The organism is Modestobacter sp. VKM Ac-2982, from assembly GCF_026967935.1.
GTDB lineage: Bacteria > Actinomycetota > Actinomycetes > Mycobacteriales > Geodermatophilaceae > Modestobacter.
Genome location: NZ_JAPVBL010000001.1, coordinates 1,077,678 through 1,096,362 on the forward strand (window position 1 = coordinate 1,077,678; position 18,685 = coordinate 1,096,362).

The following is an 18,685-nucleotide window of genomic DNA, read 5'->3' on the forward strand; positions in this document are numbered from 1 at the left end:
ACCGGGGAGCTGGACACCCGGTCATGGTGCCGCTGGCCGGCGGCGTCGCGGGGCCTCGACGAGCATCTGTGGACGGCCGGGCCGGTTGTGGACAGCTGCGGTCCCGCCCGCTCGGGCGGTCCTAGGTTCGGAGCCCGCCGGGAGGTCCCCGGCAGGTGAGGAGCAGTCATGAAGGTCGACATCGCGACGCTGAACACGATGGCAGGACAGTGCCGGGCGGAGGCCGCCGACACCTCGGCCCGGCACGCCACGCTGTCCGCCGGGATCAACAGCTCGGTGCTGGAGGGGTGGACCGACAGCCAGGCCGCGGTCCAGTTCAGCGAGCTGTACGAGAAGTGGCGACTGTCCAGTCAGGGCATGAGCGAGGCGCTCACCGGCATGGGCCAGCTGCTGACCAGCGTCGCCTCCGCGTACCAGCAGCACGAGGCCGAGATGGCCGCCCGGATCGGCGCGATGCTCTGACGCCGGCCGGCCGGTCGGACGCCGACGCAGGCGGTGCGCTGCTGACGGGCCCGGCCGGGCCCGTCAGCCTGGGACGGGGCTCCCGGGCACGGCTGGGACGCCGCCCAGGGTGTCCCGGCGCTGGAGCACCGACAGCCGCTCCCACGGCAGGATCGACAGGATCGCGATGCAGTGCGGCAGGAAGATGATCGTGACCCCGGCGTAGACCATCGCGTGGAAGCCGAGCAGGAAGAGCACCAGCCCGATCCGGGCCCGGTCGGTGCGCACCAGCAGGATCAAGGGTGCGGCCAGCTCGAGGACGATCATCACCCACTGCGCCGTCGGCAACAGCCAGGCGACGTCCAGCGTCCACATCGACAGGTCGGTGCCCCGGCGGACCAGCGCGCGGGTCAGCGTGGCACCGGTCGCCCAGTCCCAGCCGCCGAACCGGATCTTCGCCCAGGCGGCGAGGAAGTAGGTGAGCATCACGGTGACCAGCACGGCCGCCATGGCAAAGCCGGCGGCCTCCGAGGAGCGCCGGTCCCGCAGCCGCGCCCGGCCGATCGTCGGCAGCACCGCCAGGGCGACCAGGAAGGCGATCCGGTCGTGGTCGACCTTCCCGTAGCTCATCGCGATGACCATCCACTCCGAGTAGAGGAGGAAGACGGCGAGGCCGAGCAGCCGCGGCGCACGGCCGGTGGCGGCGGCCACCGCGGCGACCACGAGTGCCCACTGGACGACCAGCACGAGGGTGTGCGTCGGGGTCGGCAGGTGCAGCAGCCGGCCGATCAGCAGCGGCGCGTACCAGTCGGTGGGCACGTCGGCGTGGGCACGCACCCACGCCGTGGTGAGGAAGACGTCGACCGGGATGAACAGGTAGGCGATCACCCGGAACACCGCGATCCGGGCCAGCGGCACGGGGCGGAACCACCAGCGGGGGGTGCCGGGGACGGCCGGCGCCACCTCCGGGCGCACCGGCGCGGCAGTGCCTGGGGTGGTCGCTGCGGTGCTCACTCGCCGTCCTCCAGCTGGTGCTCGATCAGCACCCGGTCGCTGACCTCACCGGTCCGCTGGCCGTCCTCGAGGTCGATGCGGCGCTGCACGACCTGCACCTCGACCAGCTCCTCGGCGTCGGGGTTGCGCTCGGCGTAGGAGTCGGCGAGGAGCCCGAGCAGCGAGGGCTCCCGGAAGATGCGGGGGAGCTGGCCCTCGAACTCGGCCCGTCGCAGCCCCACCTCGCCGCCGGAGAGCCGGACCTCCTCACCCGTGGCGGTCAGCCCGACCACCCGGGTCGAGACGACCGGGGTGTCGGGGTTCGCGCGGGTGGAGTACATCCGGAACGGGCCGAAGGGGAAGGTGTCGTCGTCCCCCCACACGGTGCCGGCCAGCAGCAGGGCCAGCACGATCGCGGCCGCAGCCAGCCGGATGCGCCGCCCGCCGGGGGTCAGGCGCTCGACCTCGGCCTCGGCCGGCAGGTCAGGGGCGGACTGCAGGTGCACCGGGCCATCGTAGGATCGGCGCCCGTCCAGACGGGTCATCGTCGCTCCGTGGCGGGCAGCCGGGGCGCACGTGTGCACCCGGGGCCCCGGCAGTCCCACCTGCGTCGTCCGTCGCCCGATGTCGACCAGCGGGAGCAGCCAGATGCAGTTCGGCCGGTACTACGAGGAGTTCGAGGTCGGCGCCACCTACAAGCACTGGCCCGGCAAGACCGTCACCGAGTACGACGACCACCTGTTCTGCCTGCTCACCATGAACCACCACCCGCTGCACCTGGACGCCCACTACGCCGCGGAGACCACCGACTTCGGCAAGAACGTCGTCGTCGGCAACTACGTCTACTCGCTGCTGCTCGGCATGAGCGTCCCCGACGTCTCGGGCAAGGCGATCGCCAACCTCGAGGTCTCCTCGCTCAAGCACGTCGCCCCGACCTTCCACGGCGACACGATCTACGGCGAGACCACCGTGTTGGACAAGACGGAGTCCCGCTCCAAGGACGACCGCGGTGTCGTCCACGTCGAGACCATCGGCTACAAGCAGGACGGCACCGTGGTCTGCGTCTTCCGCCGGAAGGTCATGGTGCCCAAGCGCTCCTACGGCGAGGCCCGCGGCGGGGAGCAGCCCGGGCGTCCCGAGCCCGTCCGGCGGTGACCGGCCCCGGGCACGCCGTGCCGGCGGACGCCGCCGGCCACCGCGCCGGCGGAGAGGGCGGTGGGTGATGGACCCGATCTCTGTCCTCGTCGGGGTGGGGGCGGTGCTGCTGGGGCAGGCCATCGGCTACGTGCAGGGGCGCCGCCACCGGGCTCCCAAGCCGATCCAGGCGATCTGCGGGTGCGGTCACGGCATGTCGATGCACAACGCGGAGACCGAGCGGTGCCACGGGATGATGAACGGCGACCCGCTCAAGTACGACTCCGACAAGGAGCCCACCGCGTACAAGCAGGTCCCCTGCACCTGCCAGCGGTACGTCGGGCCGCTCCCCATCGACCAGGTGTTCTCACCGCCCCTGCTGCCGCCGTCGGACCCCAGGTGAGTGCGGCTCCGGGTGCTCGCGAGCTCAGTGGGGGAGCACGCCCCAGCCGGAGAGCGCGGTGAGCACGCCGGGCGCCGTCTCCAGCGCGGTCAGCCCGGCGGCGTCCACGAAGACGGCGTCGTCGGCGTCGTCCGCGGCCACCGGCTGTCGCCCGGGCTCGACCACGGTGCACAGCCAGTCGGTGACGGTGAAGACGACGCCGTCCCCGTCGACCCGCACCCGGCCCAGCACCCGCACCGGGCGCACGGCCAGCCCGGTCTCCTCGGCGGTCTCCCGCACGACGGCGTCGGCCTCGGACTCGCCGGGCTCCACCCGCCCGCCCGGCACCGACCACAGGCCCGCGCTCGGGGCGTGGCCCCGGCGGATCAGCAGCAGGCGGCCCCGCTCGTCGTGCACCACGGCGCCGACGCACGCCACCTCCGGCCGCGGGTCGTCCACCTCGGAAAGGGTACGGGCGGCCGGGGACCCGGTGCCCGGGACGGCGGGACGCTGAGGCGATGCTTGACGAACCCACGGCAGAACAGGACGGTGAGCGGCGATGAGTGTCTCCCCGGTGTGCCCGCGCTGCGGCGAGGTGCTGGTCATCCGCCCCGGCTCGGCCGACGAGGGCTGGTGCCACGTGCACGCAGCCGTCACCCCGCTGCACCACACCGCCGTGGTCGCCCACGACGCGATCAGCGCGGTGTGCGCAGACGCCCGCGTACCGGCCTGGGTGCCCGACCCGATGCCCGGCGGCTGGGCGGTCACCGGGCTGGCCTGGGGTGGTGAGCCCGGGGCCCGGGCGATCGTCGTCGCCTGCGCCGGCCCGGCGCCGCTGGGTGGCTCCGCCGAACTGGTGCTCGTGGCCGAGGAGCCCGGCACGGGCCTCGGCTGCGGTTACGCCGGGCTGCCCGGCGTCGACCCGGGAGAGCTGGTCGGTGCCGGCCCCTCCACCGTGGCGGTCGAGGCCGCGGGGCAGCGGGTGCCGCTGTGGCTCGTGCCGGTGGGCGACGACCGCGCCGCCTACGTCGGGGAGGCGCACGGCGTCTGGCTGTGGCTGGTCACCTGGCCGGCGTCGGCCGCCTGGTTGCTGGCCGAGGACCTCGCGCTGCTGGACCTGCGGGAGCGGGTCTACCCCGACCTCCCGCTCGGCCCGATGACCGATCGGCTGCTGCCCGGCCGCTGAGCGGACGGGGCGAACCGGCCGGAGTGGATCCGTTCGACACGCCCTCGGCGTGGCGAGTGGTGTTCCGGGTGGGGCTGCTGTTACCCATGGGTCCGCGGTCCGGACGGCCGTCGAGGTGTACCGCCGTCGGCCCGCTCGCCTGGTCGCTGCCGGGTCCGCCTGGCCACCTGAGGAAGGGAACGGTGCGACCTTGCTGAAGAAGGTGCTCATCTGGCTGGCGATCGCCTTCGTCGTCTTCTACGTGATCCAGCGGCCCGAGGACGCAGCCGGCATCGTGCGCAGTGCCGGTGGCGCGCTCAGTGACGCGGCCGACTCCCTGTCGGCCTTCGTGGAATCACTGGTCTGAGCGCGGCCGTGTCCGGCCCCCGCTCGAGGCGCCCCCGCTGGGGCAAGGACGCCGAGAAGTACCTGCTCCCCGATGAACCACCGGTCATCGCCACCCGCCGCCACCCGGCGGTGCTGGCGCGCCCGGCGCTCCGGGGCGTCCCGGCGTTCGCGGTCGGGGTGTGGTTCCTGCAGCTCGACCCGGACGACGGCTTCTCGACCGTCGTCGGCCTGGTCGTGGTCCTCGGTGCGCTGCTCTACCTCGGCCTGCACGTCGGGGAGTGGTGGGTCCGGCACTTCCTGATCACCCGGCGGCGGGTGCTGATGACCTCCGGGGTGTTCATCCGGACCGTCGCCGTCATGCCGCTGCGCCGGATCACCGACCTGACCTGGAAGGAGACCGGCTGGGGTCAGGTCCTCGGCTACGGCACCTTCCGGTTCGAGTCCGCCGGCCAGGCGCAGGGCCTGGACGAGATCACCTACCTGCCGCACGCCAACGCGCTGTACAAGAGGCTGTCGGAGCTGATGTTCGGCACCGACTTCTCCACCAACCCGGTGAGCTCCGACGAGGACGCCGAGGGGTCGATGAACGCCGACGATCGGGGTGCCGAGGCAGCTCCCGAGCAGCACATGCCGCCGCCGCTGCAGTCGGGGCGCCGGCACGACACCGCCCCCATCCGGCGCACCCGCCCACCGTCCTGACCGGTCCCCGCGACCGCGCCGCGACGCACGCCGGGCCGGTGCGGCACGCTGGGGGCGTGCGCATCGACCTGCACACCCACTCCTCGGTCTCCGACGGCACCGACAGCCCCGCCGCCCTGGTCGCCACCGCGGCCGCGGCCGGGCTCGACGTCGTCGCCCTCACCGACCACGACACCACCGCCGGCTGGACCCTCGCCGAGCAGGCGCGCCCGTCCGGTCTGACGCTGGTGCCGGGGATGGAGCTGTCCTGCCGGTACTTCCCGGCCGGTGAGACGCCGATCAGCGTGCACCTGCTGGCGTACCTGTTCGACCCGCTGCACCCCGCCTTCGCCGCCGAGCGGGTGCGGCTGCGCGAGGAGCGGCTCAGCCGGGGGGAGCGGATCGTCACCGCGCTCGCCGCCGACGGCTACCCGATCGTCTGGGCGGAGATCGTCGCGCGCAGCGAGGGTGGGGTGGTCGGGCGGCCGCACGTGGCCCGGGCGCTGGTCGACGCCGGCGTGGTCGACTCGGTCGACCACGCCTTCGCCACGCTGCTGCACCACGGCAGCCCCTACTACCTGACCAAGGCGGACACCGACGTGCTCGACGGCATCCGGTTCGTCCGCGCCGCCGGCGGGGTGCCGGTGTTCGCGCACGGTCTGGCAACGAAGCGGGGCCGGGTGGTGGGAGACGACGCGATCGCCGAGATGGCGGCCGCCGGGCTGCTCGGCCTGGAGGTCGAGCACCCCGACCACACGCCCGACCAGCGGGCCTACCTGCGTGCCCTGGCGACCGGGCTGGGGCTGATCCAGACCGGGTCCAGCGACTACCACGGCACCAACAAGCGCACCCCGATCGGCGCCTGCACCACCGACCCGGCGCAGTTCGAGGCGCTGCTGGCCGCCGGCACCGGCAGCGCCGCGTTCGCCGACTGATCCTGTCGGTCACCGCGGCTACCGTGGCGGCGTGACGACGGGGGGAACGCGGTGAGCGACCAGCTCGAGATGCCGGGCATGCCCAAGCGGCTGTTCTCCTGCACGCCGAGCAAGTTGGCAACCTTCGCCGACTGCCCGCGCCGCTACCGGTTCGCCTACCTCACCCGGCCGAGCCCGCCGAAGGGCCCGCCGTGGGCGCACAACACCGTCGGCTCGGCGGTGCACGCGGCGCTGCGCTCGTGGTGGGAGCTGCCGGTGGAGAAGCGCACCCCGGCTGCGGCCCGGCAGCTGCTGTACAGCGGCTGGTCACGAGCCGGGTTCCGGGACGACGAGCAGGCAGCGCAGTGGCGGGCCAGGGCGGCGGCCTGGATCACCGACTACGTCGCCGAGCTCGACCCCACCGACGAGCCGGCCGGCACCGAGCGCACGGTCGGCGCCACCACCGAGGCGCTCGCGCTGTCGGGCCGGGTCGACCGGATCGACCGCCGCGGCGACGAGCTGGTGGTCGTGGACTACAAGACCGGCCGCGTGCCCAGCACCGAGGATGAGGCGCGCGGCTCACCGGCGCTGGCGCTCTACGTGCTGGGCGTCCGGCGCACGCTGCGGCGGCCGTGCAACCGGGTCGAGCTGCACCACCTGCCCTCGGGCACCGTGGCCGCCTTCGAGCACACCGACCGGTCGCTCGCCAACCACGTGCGGCGGGCCGAGGACATCGCGGCCGACATCGGCACCGCCACCGAGGCGCTCGCCGCCGGCGCGGACGCCGACGAGGCCTTCCCGCCGGTGCCCGGCCAGCAGTGCAGCTGGTGCGACTTCCGCTCCAGCTGCCCGACCGGCCAGGCGGCCGCCCCGGCCCGGGAGACGTGGAGCTTCCTGCCCACCGAACCGGTGGCGGCGGCCGAGTGAGTCAGCCGGCTGCCGAGCCGGCCGGGACGTCGGTGTAGCGGGCCGTCAGCACTTCCAGCAGGTGGCCGTCCGGGCCGCGGAAGTACAGCCGCCGTCCGCTGCCGTCGGGGTTGACGTCGCCCACCTCGCCAGGACGGCGCCCGGGCGGGTCGGCGGTGTACGGCGTCCCGTCGGCGTCGAAGCGGGCCCGGACCCGGTCGAAGTGCTCCTCGCCGATCAGGAAGGCCAGGTGCAGGGGTTCCACGGCCGGGGCCGGGGCGAAGTTCAGCACGATCGTGTCGTCGAGCTGCACGGACCGGAAGAAGCCGTCCGTGTAGGGCTCGCGCAGTTCGAGCAGGTCGACGAACCAGTCGACGGCGGCGTCCCGGTCGGTGACCGGGACGATCATGTGGTGCAGGGCAGCAGTGGGCACGGGTGCTCCGAGAGGTGAGGTACCGGCCACGCGAGCGGCCGGGGAGTGCGCAGGGGGAACCGGCTCAGGCCGGGCTCATGACGTGGTGCGGACGGGGCGGCACCGGGGTGGACACGGTGCGCGGGAGGCTGCTGGCGGAGGCGGCCCGCGAGGCCGCCCCGGGATCACGTGCGGGCCGGGTACCCGACTCGCTCACGGCTCGTGGCCGACCCGGCAGTCATGGCGGCGACCGTAGCGCCGGAGCCGGCCGGAGCACAACGCTCAGCCGCCGGTCGCGCCGCGGACCGCGAGGGACGCCGCGAGGGCGACCATGACCACGGCGATCCCCGCGTCGAGGACCTGCCAGGAGCGCGGGCGGGCGAAGACCGGCCGCAGCAGCCGCGCGCCGTAGCCGAGCCCGACGAACCAGACCGCGCTCCCCACGGCCGCCCCGGCACCGAACCACCAGCGACGGTCGTCGTAGGTGCTGGCCAGCGAGCCGAGCAGCACGACCGTGTCCAGGTAGACGTGCGGGTTGAGCCAGGTCAGCGCCAGGGCGGTGGAGACGGTCGCCGCCAGCCCGGCGCGGGCGCCGCTGGAGTCGGGGAGCAGGGCGGCCGGGCGCCACGCCCGTCGGGCGGCCAGCAGGCCGTAGACCAGCAGGAACGCCGCGCCGGCGAAGCAGACGACGGTCACCACGCCCGGCGCCCGGGCGACGAGTGCACCGGCGCCACCGACCCCGGCGGTGATCAGCACGACGTCGGAGAGCAGGCAGACGGCGACCACCGCGGCGACGTGCTCACTGCGCAGCCCCTGCCGCAGCACGAGCGCGTTCTGCGCGCCGATCGCCACGATCAGCGACAGCCCGAGCCCCAGTCCGGCGGCAGCGGCGAGGAGAGCGGAGGACATGACCAGGACGCTAGGTCGGCGTCGTGCGACAGACCAGCTCACTTTCCTCACGTACCTGAAGCGTGTCTGATGGTGGCATGGACCTCGACCTGGCTCAGTTGCGCGCCTTGGAGGCGACCGTCCGCACGGGCACGTTGGACGCCGCCGCGGGTGCGCTGCACGTGACGCCCTCGGCGATCAGCCAGCGGATCAAGGCCCTGGAGACCACGACCGGCCGGGTGCTGCTCGTACGGAGCAGGCCGGTGCAGCCCACCGAGTCCGGGCAGGCGCTGCTCCGGCTGGCCCGGCAGATCGACCTGCTCACCGCCGACGCCACCCGCGAGCTGGACGGCACCGCGCACGGCCGGGTCGGCCTGCCGATCGCGGTCAACGCCGACTCGCTGGCCACCTGGGTGCTGCCCGCGCTGGCGCCGCTGGCCGGTGAGCTCGTCCTCGACCTGCACCGCGCCGACCAGGCGCACACCAGCGCGCTGCTGCGGTCCGGGACGGTGATGGCCGCCGTCACCGGCGACGCCGACCCCCTCCCCGGCTGCAGCGCGACCCGGCTGGGCAGCATGCGGTACCGGCCGCAGGCCGCGCCCGCCTTCGCCCGTCGGTGGTTCACCGACGGGGGGACGGCGGAGTCCCTGGCCCGGGCGCCGGTCGTCGTCTTCGACCGCAGCGACGACCTGCAGCACGCGCACCTGCGGGCCCGTGGGGTCGACCCCACGCAGCCGCCGATGCACTTCGTGCCCTCCTCGGCCGACTTCCTGACCGCAGTGCGACTGGGCATGGGCTGGGGGATGGTCCCCGACCTGCAGGACACCGAGGGCGGCCTGGTGGTGCTCGACCCGGCCGGTGCGGTCGACGTCGTCCTGCACTGGCAGCAGTGGCGGCTGCGGTCGCCGTCGCTGGACCGGGTGGCCGACGCCGTCCTCGCTGCCGCGCGTCGGGTGCTGCTGCCCGGCACCACGTGACCGGCTTGCCCCGGCCCCGGCGGATGACCAGACTCGGGCACCTGACGGCGGACGAGTGAGGAGGTCGGGCGGTGCTGCGTTGGTCCGCGCTCGGCCTCGCCGTCCTCATCGCCGGGTGGCTGGGCGCGGAGGTCTGGCGCGACTCGGGCGTCTTCACCGTCGTGCTGCTGGGGCTGCCGGCCCTCGTCTGTCTGATCGCAGTGCTCGCGTCGGGCAGCCGGTACGCCCGGGTGGTCACCTGGGGTGCCGCGGCGGTCGTGCTCGGCTGGTCGCTGGTGCTGGGCCTGGGGGTCGGCTTGTTCTTCCTGCCGGTGGCCTTCCTGCTGGCGGCCGCAGCGGCCCGGCACGACCCGCTGCGGAGCCGCCCGCTCAGGCGCTGAGCGGCTCCAACGCGGCCACGCGGTCCCGGGCGGCTCGCACGATCGGCGACTCGCGCACCCGCGCCGGTACCGCCAGGGTCGTCTGCCGGAAGGCCTTGAGCCCGGCGGTCGCCGCGGTGTCGGTGACCCCGAACCCCGGCAGGCCGTAGAGCCGGCGGGCCCAGCCGGGCAACGTCGCAGCGCCGAGGGAGGCCAGCGTGCTCCACGCGGGCCGGGCCGGGGTCAGCAGCTGCACCCAGCCCGGCATCGGCGGCACCAGGATGAAACGGGAGGCGGTGCGCGCCGCGGGCGTGACGGCCAGCTGGGCCCGGACCCGGTCGAAGTAGGCCTCGAGCTCGGCGACCGTGCGCGGCACGTCGGCCTCCTCGGCTCCCACCAGGACCGCGGCGACCACCTGCTCCTCGACGTACCGGTCGGCGTCGGCGTCGGTCAGCGGCACCCCGGCCCGGCGGGCGGTGGACAGCAGGGAGTCCACCTCGCAGTTGTGCACCCAGAGCAGCAGGTCGGCGTCGTCGACGTTGAAGTGCCGGCCGGTGGTCTCCTCGACGCCGGACTTCCCGCGGTGCAGCCCGCGCACCCGGCGGACCTGCCGCAGCGCGTCCCGCCGGGTGCCGAACGTCAGCGTCGCGACGTACTCGGCCGTCCGGGTCAGCCGTGCCCAGGGGTCCTCGGCGAAGGCCGTGGAGAACTGGTGGACGCCGCCCATCGCCACCGGGTGCAGCGCCTGCAGCAGGAGCGCCCGGATGCCGCCCACCGAGAACGCCGGGTCGCTGTGCACCCGCCAGGTGACGCTGTCCGGCCCGAAGAAGCCGAGCAGGTCCTCCCGCTCGGTGAAGTCCTTGATCGACGGGGTCGGCTTCATCGCAGCGCGCCGGCGGTGTCGTCGGCGGCGGTGGTCAGCGAGCCGCGTGGATCGCTCCAGAAGGAGAGCAGCACCTGCAGGGTGCGGGCAGGGTTCTCGATGGCGGGGGAGTGCACCGCCTGCGGGATGACCTCGTGCCGGGCGTGCAGCCGCGCGGCCATCTCGGCCTGGACCGCCGGGCTCCACGCGTCGTCGGCGACGCCGTGGGCCACCAGCACCGGCACGCCGGTCGCGGCCAGTTCGGCCACCCGGTCGGGCTCGGCGAGCATCGCGTCGGCCATCCCCAGCAGCCCCGCAGCGGTGTTGGCCAGGAACCGGCGGGTGAGGAACGCCCGCGTCGGCGCCGGGACCGCCTGGGCCTGCGGATCGGTCATCGCCAGCTGGTCCAGGGTGTCGCTGACCAGCTGGACGCCACCGGCCTCCAGGAGCGGGGGCAGGTGCTCCAGCAGCTCGGTCCGGGGGCCGGTCAGTGCGGCCGGGCCGCTCCCCAGCAGGGTGAGCGAGTCGAACAGCGCCGGCTCGGCGAGCACCGCTGCCCGGGCGACGAGACCACCGAAGCTGTGCCCGAGCACGTGCACCGGGTCACCGGTCTCCTCGCGCAGCCGGTGGGCGACCGCGACCACGTCGGCGGCGAGGTCGGCCACCGAGTACTGCGCCGGGTCGTCCGGGCCGGGCGACTCGTACTGCCCGCGCTGGTCCATCGCCACCGTCCGCACCCCGGCCTCGCCGAGCGGCGACAGCAGCGGCGCGAAGTCCTCCTTGCTGCCGGTGTAGCCGGCCACCAGCAGCACCGTCGGGCCGTCGCAGGCGCCGGTGTCCAGCGCGGCGATCGGGCCGGCCCGGCCGGGGAAGGTCACCCGGGCTGCATCGTGCACCGCCAGCTGGCGGAGGTCGTCGGGGGCGGTGTGCTCGGAGCCACCAGGCAGGACCATGACCCGAGTGTGCCTCGCCGTCCGGCCCCGCGCCGCCACGGGTGACTACCGGTGTGCGGACACCTGCGCAGGGGTGACGTAGACGACGACCGGACCGACCAGCGACGTGCGTCCGCCGGCCGGGACGGCGTCGGCGGTGGACCAGCGCGCCAACTCGGTCCCGTCGGCGAGGCTGCGCTGCACGAACGCGCCGTCCTCCGGCACGGTGACGGCCTCGCCGTCCCCGGTCGCGGGCAGCCCGAGCGCCGGCACCTGCCAGCGCGGCAGCCCGGTCGCCTGGTCCAGGGCCAGGAGCTGACCACGTGCCCAGAGCAGGGCCACGTCGTCGACGCCGACCTGCTGCAGCGGCTCGGTCGCGGCCTCGCTCCCGGCCGGCAGGGCGGGGAGCGGGACCTCGCTCAGCGGCGTGCCGTCCAGCGGGGACAGGACGTGCACCCGGTCGCCGACCACGACGTCGACCAGCCGGTCGACCCCGGCCAGTCGTGGGGTGGCGTCGCCGACGTCCAGGTCCCGGGTCCAGATGACGTCGCCGGCGAACCCGTCCAGCAACCGCACCTGAACCGCCGCCAGGCCGCTGCACCGCTGCAGCACGACCACCCCGGAACTCCCGACGTCGGACCCGACGAGCCGGCAGCCCTCCGGCGGCGCGTAGCGCCACCGGGTGTTGTCGCCCGCCGGGTCGATCGTGACGATCCCGGTCGGGCTGCTGGCCAGCAGGATCTGGTCGGTGCTGGCCAGGTCGACGTCGGTGCGGAACCGGACGTTGCGGTACCACTCCCGGGCTCCGGTCGAGGCGTCCAGCCCGGTCAGCTCGTTGCAGCGCCCCGTGGTGCGGAAGGCCACCACCACGATGCCGTCGACCGCGGTCGCGTCGCAGAGGGTGGCGTTGGCCCGCCGGTAGTGCCAGGCCTCGTCACCGGTCGCGGCATCCAGCATGGCCACGCCGTCCTCGTCGGTGACCAGCACCCGGCCGCTCTCGACCGCGTGCCGCGGCGCCGGGCCGGTGGCCGCCGACCAGGCCTGCGCGAGCTCGGCAGCCGGTGTCTCGTCGGGGACGGCGGCCGGCGCGGCCGTCGTCCGGGAGGTCGCCGCCACGTCGGACGCACGCCACAGCAGGACGGCGACGGCGGCCACCACGAGGGTGACCGCCGTCCATGCCCACACGCGCAGCGGCAGGCGGCGTACCAGGGGCATGCGGTGGTGGTGGCTCAGGCCGAGGGCTCGGCGCCGCCGCCGCCACTGCCGCCGCGGCCACCGCGACGGCGGCGACGCCGTGGCCGGCCGCCCTCACCGCCGTCCGTGGACGCGGCCATGGCGGGCGACCCGCTCTCGGCACCGGGACCGTCGATCGCCGCAGCGGCCCCGGCGGCGGCGGCGCCGTTGCCCCGGGTGCGCTGCCGCGGACGGCTCTTGGGCGGCCCGGCCGTGGGCTGGTCGTCCTCGGCGGGGGAGCTGCTGCGGCCCGGGCCGGAGGAGGTGCCGCCGGCGCGCTGGCGCTTGCCGGTCTCCCCGAGGTCCTCGAGGGTCTCGGCGCCCAGGCCCTCGCGGGTGCGCTGGGCCCGGGGGAGCCGCCCGGTCGACGTCGTCGGGACGTCGAGGTCGCTGTAGACCCACGGCGAGGTGGAGTAGGTCTCCGGCGGGTCGGCGAAGTCCAGGTCCAGGGCCTTGTTGATCAGCTGCCAGCGGGGGATGTCGTCCCAGTCGACCAAGGTGACGGCGACGCCGGTGCTGCCGGCGCGGCCGGTGCGGCCGATCCGGTGCACGTAGGTCTTCTCGTCCTCGGGGCACTGGTAGTTGACGACGTGGCTGACCCCGGTGACGTCGATGCCGCGGGCGGCGACGTCGGTGGCGACCAGCACGTCGACCTTGCCCGCCCGGAAGGCCCGCAGCGCCTGCTCGCGGGCGCCCTGGCCGAGGTCACCGTGCACGGCGGCCGCGGCGAAACCGCGGTCGACCAGCTCGTCGGCGACCTTCTGCGCGGTCCGCTTGGTGCGGCAGAACACCATCACCAGGCCACGGTCCCGGGACTGCAGCACCCGGGACAGCAGCTCGGGCTTGTCCAGGTTGTGCGCCCGGTAGATGAACTGCGTGGTCTGCGGAACCGTCGAGCCCTCGTCGTTGCCGTGCGCCCGGATGTGCGTGGGCTGGGTCATGAACGACCGCGAGAGCGTCACGATCGGGCCGGGCATCGTCGCGGAGAAGAGCATCGTCTGCCGCTTGTCCGGGACCATCGCCAGGATGCGCTCGATGTCGGGCAGGAAGCCCAGGTCGAGCATCTCGTCGGCCTCGTCGAGGACCAGGCCGCGGACCTTGCCCAGGATCAGGTCTCCCCGCTGCGCCAGGTCGAGCAGCCGGCCGGGGGTGCCGACGACGACCTCGACGCCGGCCTGCAGCGCGGCGACCTGCGGTTCGAAGGCGCGGCCGCCGTAGATGGCCTGCACCCGGATGCCGCGCTTGGCGCCGGCGGCGGACAGGTCCCGGGAGACCTGGACGCACAGCTCACGGGTGGGGACGACGACGAGGGCCTGCGGCACGCCGTCGCCGCCCTCGGCCGGGGGGACGACGCGCTGCAGCAGCGGGACGCCGAAGCCCAGCGTCTTGCCGGTGCCGGTGCGGGCCTGCCCGATGAGGTCGTTGCCGGCCAGGGCGAGCGGGAGCGTCAGCTCCTGGATGGCGAAGGTGCGGGTGATCCCGACCTCGGCCAGCGCGGCCACGATGTCGGGGTGCACGTCGAAGTCGCTGAACAGCGGGCTGTCGGGGGCGACGGGCGCGCCGCCCAGCTCCTCGACCTGCTGCTCGAGCTCCTCGGGAGCGGGCGCGCCGGTCTCGGCGTGCTCCAGCTCCGGAGCGGCGGGGGTGCTGCTGGCAGTGGCTGTGTTCTCGGTGGAGGTCAGTTCTCTCGCCTCGGTCTGGTGGGGGACCGCGGTGCGTCGTCGGTGCCTGAACTCGGTCTCGAGTTCCAGCGTTGCCCGACTCGCTCGCCGGTCCCGGGGTCGGTTCCGGGATGTTCGATCCAAGCGCCGACGCGGCCAGCAGACCGGGCGTCGAGTGCAGACTGCCCGGGAGACGGCCCTCGGAGGGCCGGCCTCGAGGAGGTGATCCGGCGGTCATCAGCGCACACGGAGATTGCGCACGAACAACGAGCCTGGCGGCCCGCCGATTCCATCCTAGCGTGACCAGCCCGTTAGCCTCGCTGGGCTGCCGTGCGACACGGGCCCGAAGGTGTCGCGACGGCGGCCGACGGCGCACCCGCGCCGGTGGCGCACCAGGAGGGGGAGCCGTGACCAGCGTCGAGGAGAGCCCCGGCCGACCGGCCGCTGAGCCGGCGGTCATCGACCTGCTGGGCGTGCTGGCCTACGCCGAGCTGACCGCGTTCGACCGGCTCGCCGAGGACGCCCGGTTGGCGCCGACGCTCGAGGGCCGCGCCGCCCTGGCCCGGATGGCCGCGGCCGAGATCGGGCACCACGACCGGCTGACCCAGCGACTGCGCGAGCTCGGCGTGGACGTGGCCCGGGCGATGGCCCCGTTCGTCGCCGCACTGGACGCCTTCCACGACGGCACCCGGGCCAGCACCTGGCTGGAGGGGCTGGTCAAGGCCTACGTCGGTGACGGGCTGGCCACCGACTTCTACCGGGAGGTCGCGGTGTTCCTGCCGCAGCCGGACCGGGCGCTGGTCGAGGAGGTCCTCGCCGACACCGGGCACGCCGACTTCGCGCTCCGGGAGGTCCGGGCCGCCCTCGCCGCCGACCCCACGCTCACCGGCCGGCTGGCGCTGTGGGCGCGCCGGTTGGTCGGCGAGGCGCTGACCCAGTCCCAGGCGGTCATCGCCGAGCACGAGCAACTGGCCGACCTGCTCATCGCCGGCACCGGGGACCTGACCGGGGTGGGCCGGCTGCTCCAGCGCCTCACCACCGCCCACTCGGTCCGCATGCAGGCCCTCGGCCTGAACCCGTGAGGGAGGACCCCGGCGCCCCCCACACCTCGCGAGCTCGGCGCGGGACCCTGCGCCGGGGCCGGGACACGCGACAGGGCGCCACCGCGGTGCGGTGGCGCCCTGTCGTGGTCGTGCGGTCGGTCAGCTGCTGATGAAGCCCACCCGGCGCTGGTCGGCCTCGGCGATCTCGACGTAGGCGATCCGGTCGGTCGGGACGACGACGCGCCGACCGCGCTCGTCCACCAGCGTGAGCAGGCCGTCCTTGGAGCCGGTCATGGCCTTGGACACCTCGGCCGCGATCTCGTCCGGGCTCTTGGGGCTGTCGATGACCAGCTCGCGGGGGGAGTGTTGGACACCGATCTTTACTTCCACGCGGGGATGCCTCCTCAGGTCCGGCTACTGACCACCCACGCTAGTCCAGCCCGGCGGCAGGCATCCGGTCCAGCCGGTCAGCCGTCAGCGAACGTGGCCGGTCCGTCGGCGTCCTCACGCAGCGGGAAGCCCGACATGCCGCGCCAGCCCAGGGACGACGCGAGCGCCACGGCCTCGTCCCGGGACACGGTGCCCTTGCGGGCCAGCCACCACCGGGCGCTCGTCTCGGCCAGCCCGGTCATCCCTGCGGACAGCAGCAGCGCCCGCTCGGGGTCCGCGCCGGTCTCCATCGCGATGACCTCGGCGATGGCCTCGATGCACTGCCGGGCGCCGCGGTCGGCGATCCGCCGGACGTCGGGGTCGTTGCGCAGGTCGGACTCGAACACCAGCCGGAACGCCTCGCCGTCGGCGTCCACGAAGTCGAAGTAGGCGCCGACCGCACCGTCGACCCGCTCGCGGTTGTCCTCGGTGCCGGCCATCGCCTCGCGCACCCGGTCGGTGAGCTCGTCGACCTGCTGTTCCAGCAGCGCCAGGTAGAGCTCCCGCTTGCCGGGGAAGTGCTGGTAGAGCACCGGCTTGCTGACCCCGGCCCGGTCGGCGATGTCGTCCATCGCCGCGGCGTGGAACCCCTGGGCGACGAAGACGTCCTGGGCGGCCCGGAGCAGCTGCAGGCGCCGGGCACCGCGCGGCAGCCGGGCGGTGCGGCGGGCGGCCGGCGGCACGGGTACGGGTCGGCTGGGTCGCATGGCCCGGCGATGTTACCGGCGCACCGCACGGACGACGCCCCGCCCCGGTCCGTTCGCCGCGGCGTCACGGCGCGGTGATCTACCGTCGGGTGGGTGACCGACGCCCGGCTGTCCTCGGTGCCGCTGCCGCGGCCCGGTGCCCTCCTCCCGCCCTGGCCCGGTGCGATGGTGCCGATCACCGGCGGCGAGGTCTTCGTCCGGCACACGCCCTGGTGCGGCCCGCTGCCGGGCAGCGACCCGGTCGAGGGGGAGGCGCCGCACGAGCGGGCGCTCTACGTCCACGGGCTGGGTGGCGCCTCGACCAACTGGACCGACCTGGCGGCATTGCTCGCGGTCCGGTTCGACGGCTGGGCCCTGGACCTGCCCGGGTTCGGCCAGTCGGCGCCGCCGCCCCGCTACTCCATCCACCGGCACGTCCAGGCGGTCGTCGACGTCCTGGAGTGGATCGTCGCCCGGCCCGGCCCCGGGCAGGGCCGCCCCGTGCACCTGGTGGGCAACTCGCTCGGCGGCCTGGTCAGCGTGTGGGTCGCCGCCCGCCGTCCGGACCTCGTCGCGACCCTCACCCTGATCTCCGCCGCCATGCCGGTCTACCGGGTCCCGGCGGCGTTCGACCGGGCGATCGCGCTGGTGCTGCTGCCCGGCGTCCCGGCGCTGGCCGAACGGCGGCTCGCCGGCGCCAGCCCCGAGCAGCGCGTCCGCGGGCTGCTGCAGATGTGCTTCGGCGACCCGAGCCGGGTGCCGCCGGAGCGGGTCGCCGAGGCGGTGGAGGAGACCCGGCGCCGGGACGAGCAGCCCTGGGCGGGCCAGGCGCTCACCCGCAGCCTGCGCGGCCTGATGAGCTCCTACCTGCGGGTGGGGCGGGCCAACGCCTGGCGGATGGCCCGCTCGGTGCGGGCGCCGTCCCTGGTGGTCTGGGGGGACCGGGACAAGCTGGTCGACCCCGAGCTCGCGCCGAGACTGGCCGAGGTGCTGCCCGACGCCCGGTTGCAGGTGCAGGCGGGCATCGGGCACCTGGCGATGCTGGAGGCCCCGGAGCCCACGGCTCGGGCGGTGCTCGGCCTGGCCGAGGACGCCGCACGGGAGTGCGAGCGGGACCGCACCGACGGTGCCGATCTCCCCACCGGACAGGTGTGACCGACCTCCGCCGGACGACGCCGCACCGGGTCCGCGTCTCCCGGGGTGCCGCTGCGTCGTGAGATCCTGGCCGCCGTGACGAGCTCGGGACGCCGCCCGTCCGGACGACGGCCGGGAGCCGAACCGCTGGTCGCCCGCCGTGACCCGGCCCGCTCCGTGCGCCCCGCCGTGCTGCCACGCGGCCGGTTCCGCCGGTTCGTCCGCCGGTACGGCTGGCGGGCCTACGCCGTGCCGTTGCTGGCCATCGCCACCCTGGTGACCCTGGTGGACGTCGTCCGGCCGGGCGGCGGCGGGGGCCCCGCCCCGACGTCGACGGCCGCGGCCGACCTGTCCGCGCCGGCCACCCCGATCGCCCCGCAGGTCACCGAGGCCGAGGGGGAGGGGATGCCGGCCGCGGCGTCCAGCACACCGACATCGGCCCCGGCGGAGGCCGTCCCCGCCGCACCGACCTACGTCGAGCAGGGCGCCGGGAGCGTGAGCGTGGTCGACGGCACGTCCGGGGTGTACGGCACCGGGCCGCTGGAGCGCTTCGTCGTGGAGATCGAGGACGGCATCGGCGTCGACGGCGCCGCGTTCGCCGCCGCCGTCGAGGCCACCCTCGGTGATCCCCGGTCCTGGGGGAACGGCGGCCGGCTGTCCTTCCAGCGGGTGGGTGCCGCCGAGGCCGCGGCCGGCGCGTACGAGTTCCGGGTCAGCCTGGTCAGCCCGGGCAGCATGGAGGTCTACTGCCCCGGCGTCGGCACCGGCGGCTACACGTCCTGCCGCTACGGCGAGCGGGCGGTCATCAACCTGGCCCGCTGGGAGACCGCCGTCCCCGACTACGGCGGGGACATCACCACCTACCGCCAGTACGTGGTCAACCACGAGGTCGGGCACGCCCTCGGTCAGGGTCACCAGCCCTGTCCCGGCGCCGGGCAGCTGGCCCCGGTGATGCAGCAGCAGACCCTCGGCCTGCAGACCTGCGTGAAGAACGCCTGGCCGTTCCCGTCGTGACCCTCCGGACCACACCCCGGCCAGGTGCCGTTCTCGAAGGGCTCCCGACGGACGTGCAGCGGGTCTAGGGTCTCTGCTGGTGCGCCGGGAAGCC

Annotated in this window: 24 protein-coding genes; 13 read left to right on the top strand and 11 right to left on the bottom strand. The window is 74.8% G+C overall.

Annotated elements, in window-relative coordinates:
- Positions 1-168 precede the first annotated feature (168 nt).
- On the top strand, positions 169-462 hold the full coding sequence (locus O2W20_RS05355) for a WXG100 family type VII secretion target (RefSeq protein ID WP_269170697.1): 294 nt from the start codon (positions 169-171) through the stop codon (positions 460-462).
- Between the two features lie 63 nt (positions 463-525).
- Here O2W20_RS05355 and O2W20_RS05360 read toward each other — a convergent pair whose 3' ends face one another.
- Entirely contained in the window at positions 526-1,455 is a 930-nt protein-coding gene (locus O2W20_RS05360; RefSeq protein WP_269170698.1) for an MFS transporter permease, read from the bottom strand.
- Positions 1,452-1,940: a hypothetical protein gene (locus O2W20_RS05365; RefSeq protein ID WP_269170699.1), complete on the bottom strand. Its 489-nt coding sequence runs from the start codon at positions 1,938-1,940 to the stop codon at positions 1,452-1,454. Before O2W20_RS05365 ends, O2W20_RS05360 begins: the two co-directional genes overlap by 4 nt.
- Before the next feature lie 118 nt (positions 1,941-2,058).
- Between O2W20_RS05365 and O2W20_RS05370 the strand changes: the two genes are divergently transcribed.
- A complete protein-coding gene (locus O2W20_RS05370) occupies positions 2,059-2,589 on the top strand; it encodes a MaoC family dehydratase (protein ID WP_269158684.1) in 531 nt (176 codons plus the stop codon).
- Positions 2,590-2,656: 67 nt separating this feature from the next.
- Positions 2,657-2,971: a hypothetical protein gene (locus O2W20_RS05375; protein WP_269170700.1), complete on the top strand. Its 315-nt coding sequence runs from the start codon at positions 2,657-2,659 to the stop codon at positions 2,969-2,971.
- Positions 2,972-2,995: 24 nt separating this feature from the next.
- Here the strand turns inward: O2W20_RS05375 and O2W20_RS05380 are convergent, their stop codons facing one another.
- Complete coding sequence (locus O2W20_RS05380; protein ID WP_269170701.1) at positions 2,996-3,409, bottom strand: NUDIX domain-containing protein; 414 nt, start codon at positions 3,407-3,409, stop codon at positions 2,996-2,998.
- A gap of 100 nt (positions 3,410-3,509) precedes the next feature.
- On the opposite strand from O2W20_RS05380, the gene O2W20_RS05385 reads away from it, so the two are divergent.
- The 5 genes from O2W20_RS05385 to O2W20_RS05405 all read left to right on the top strand — a co-directional run bounded on the left by O2W20_RS05385 (position 3,510) and on the right by O2W20_RS05405 (position 6,982).
- Complete coding sequence (locus tag O2W20_RS05385) at positions 3,510-4,136, top strand: DUF6758 family protein (protein ID WP_269170702.1); 627 nt, start codon at positions 3,510-3,512, stop codon at positions 4,134-4,136.
- Positions 4,137-4,326: 190 nt separating this feature from the next.
- On the top strand, positions 4,327-4,482 hold the full coding sequence (locus tag O2W20_RS05390; RefSeq protein ID WP_269158687.1) for a hypothetical protein: 156 nt from the start codon (positions 4,327-4,329) through the stop codon (positions 4,480-4,482).
- An 8-nt stretch (positions 4,483-4,490) separates the two neighbouring features.
- Positions 4,491-5,162: a PH domain-containing protein gene (locus O2W20_RS05395; RefSeq protein ID WP_269170703.1), complete on the top strand. Its 672-nt coding sequence runs from the start codon at positions 4,491-4,493 to the stop codon at positions 5,160-5,162.
- 56 nt (positions 5,163-5,218) lie between these two features.
- The gene (locus tag O2W20_RS05400) at positions 5,219-6,076 is read left to right on the top strand and encodes a PHP domain-containing protein (RefSeq protein ID WP_269170704.1); all 858 of its coding nucleotides are present in this window, start codon (positions 5,219-5,221) and stop codon (positions 6,074-6,076) included.
- A gap of 51 nt (positions 6,077-6,127) precedes the next feature.
- Positions 6,128-6,982 carry a RecB family exonuclease gene (locus O2W20_RS05405; RefSeq protein WP_269170705.1) on the top strand — a complete coding sequence of 285 codons (855 nt, stop codon included), beginning with the start codon at positions 6,128-6,130 and terminating at the stop codon, positions 6,980-6,982.
- Between the two features lies 1 nt (position 6,983).
- On the opposite strand, the gene O2W20_RS05410 is transcribed toward O2W20_RS05405, so the two are convergent.
- Both O2W20_RS05410 and O2W20_RS05415 read right to left on the bottom strand, forming a co-directional pair.
- Positions 6,984-7,394 (bottom strand): VOC family protein, encoded by a 411-nt coding sequence (locus O2W20_RS05410; protein ID WP_269170706.1) that lies wholly within the window; start codon positions 7,392-7,394, stop codon positions 6,984-6,986.
- Positions 7,395-7,655: 261 nt separating this feature from the next.
- On the bottom strand, positions 7,656-8,282 hold the full coding sequence (locus tag O2W20_RS05415) for a LysE/ArgO family amino acid transporter (protein ID WP_269170707.1): 627 nt from the start codon (positions 8,280-8,282) through the stop codon (positions 7,656-7,658).
- A gap of 77 nt (positions 8,283-8,359) precedes the next feature.
- Between O2W20_RS05415 and O2W20_RS05420 the strand changes: the two genes are divergently transcribed.
- Positions 8,360-9,238, top strand: coding sequence for a LysR family transcriptional regulator ArgP (locus O2W20_RS05420; protein ID WP_269170708.1), 879 nt, complete (start codon positions 8,360-8,362; stop codon positions 9,236-9,238).
- 71 nt (positions 9,239-9,309) lie between these two features.
- Positions 9,310-9,618 carry a hypothetical protein gene (locus tag O2W20_RS05425; RefSeq protein WP_269170709.1) on the top strand — a complete coding sequence of 103 codons (309 nt, stop codon included), beginning with the start codon at positions 9,310-9,312 and terminating at the stop codon, positions 9,616-9,618.
- Here the strand turns inward: O2W20_RS05425 and O2W20_RS05430 are convergent.
- Genes O2W20_RS05430 through O2W20_RS05445 form a run of 4 tightly spaced genes read right to left on the bottom strand, consistent with a single transcriptional unit; the run spans position 9,608 to position 14,429 of the window.
- Positions 9,608-10,480 (bottom strand): oxygenase MpaB family protein, encoded by an 873-nt coding sequence (locus O2W20_RS05430; RefSeq protein ID WP_269170710.1) that lies wholly within the window; start codon positions 10,478-10,480, stop codon positions 9,608-9,610. The genes O2W20_RS05425 and O2W20_RS05430 overlap by 11 nt on opposite strands.
- Positions 10,477-11,412, bottom strand: coding sequence for an alpha/beta fold hydrolase (locus O2W20_RS05435; protein WP_269170711.1), 936 nt, complete (start codon positions 11,410-11,412; stop codon positions 10,477-10,479). The genes O2W20_RS05430 and O2W20_RS05435 overlap by 4 nt, the downstream gene beginning before the upstream one ends.
- A gap of 45 nt (positions 11,413-11,457) precedes the next feature.
- Complete coding sequence (locus tag O2W20_RS05440) at positions 11,458-12,606, bottom strand: outer membrane protein assembly factor BamB family protein (protein WP_269170712.1); 1,149 nt, start codon at positions 12,604-12,606, stop codon at positions 11,458-11,460.
- Between the two features lie 14 nt (positions 12,607-12,620).
- Entirely contained in the window at positions 12,621-14,429 is a 1,809-nt protein-coding gene (locus O2W20_RS05445; RefSeq protein WP_269170713.1) for a DEAD/DEAH box helicase, read from the bottom strand.
- Positions 14,430-14,692: 263 nt separating this feature from the next.
- Here O2W20_RS05445 and O2W20_RS05450 point away from each other — a divergent pair, with 263 nt between their 5' ends.
- Complete coding sequence (locus O2W20_RS05450; RefSeq protein ID WP_269170714.1) at positions 14,693-15,367, top strand: ferritin-like fold-containing protein; 675 nt, start codon at positions 14,693-14,695, stop codon at positions 15,365-15,367.
- A 120-nt stretch (positions 15,368-15,487) separates the two neighbouring features.
- Here O2W20_RS05450 and O2W20_RS05455 read toward each other — a convergent pair whose 3' ends face one another.
- Both O2W20_RS05455 and O2W20_RS05460 read right to left on the bottom strand, forming a co-directional pair.
- A complete protein-coding gene (locus O2W20_RS05455; RefSeq protein WP_269170715.1) occupies positions 15,488-15,718 on the bottom strand; it encodes a DUF3107 domain-containing protein in 231 nt (76 codons plus the stop codon).
- 77 nt (positions 15,719-15,795) lie between these two features.
- Positions 15,796-16,464 carry a TetR/AcrR family transcriptional regulator gene (locus O2W20_RS05460; RefSeq protein WP_269170716.1) on the bottom strand — a complete coding sequence of 223 codons (669 nt, stop codon included), beginning with the start codon at positions 16,462-16,464 and terminating at the stop codon, positions 15,796-15,798.
- 93 nt (positions 16,465-16,557) lie between these two features.
- On the opposite strand from O2W20_RS05460, the gene O2W20_RS05465 reads away from it, so the two are divergent.
- Both O2W20_RS05465 and O2W20_RS05470 read left to right on the top strand, forming a co-directional pair.
- The gene (locus O2W20_RS05465; protein ID WP_269170717.1) at positions 16,558-17,598 is read left to right on the top strand and encodes an alpha/beta fold hydrolase; all 1,041 of its coding nucleotides are present in this window, start codon (positions 16,558-16,560) and stop codon (positions 17,596-17,598) included.
- A gap of 75 nt (positions 17,599-17,673) precedes the next feature.
- Entirely contained in the window at positions 17,674-18,591 is a 918-nt protein-coding gene (locus tag O2W20_RS05470; protein ID WP_269170718.1) for a DUF3152 domain-containing protein, read from the top strand.
- The last annotated feature ends 94 nt before the right edge of the window (positions 18,592-18,685 follow it).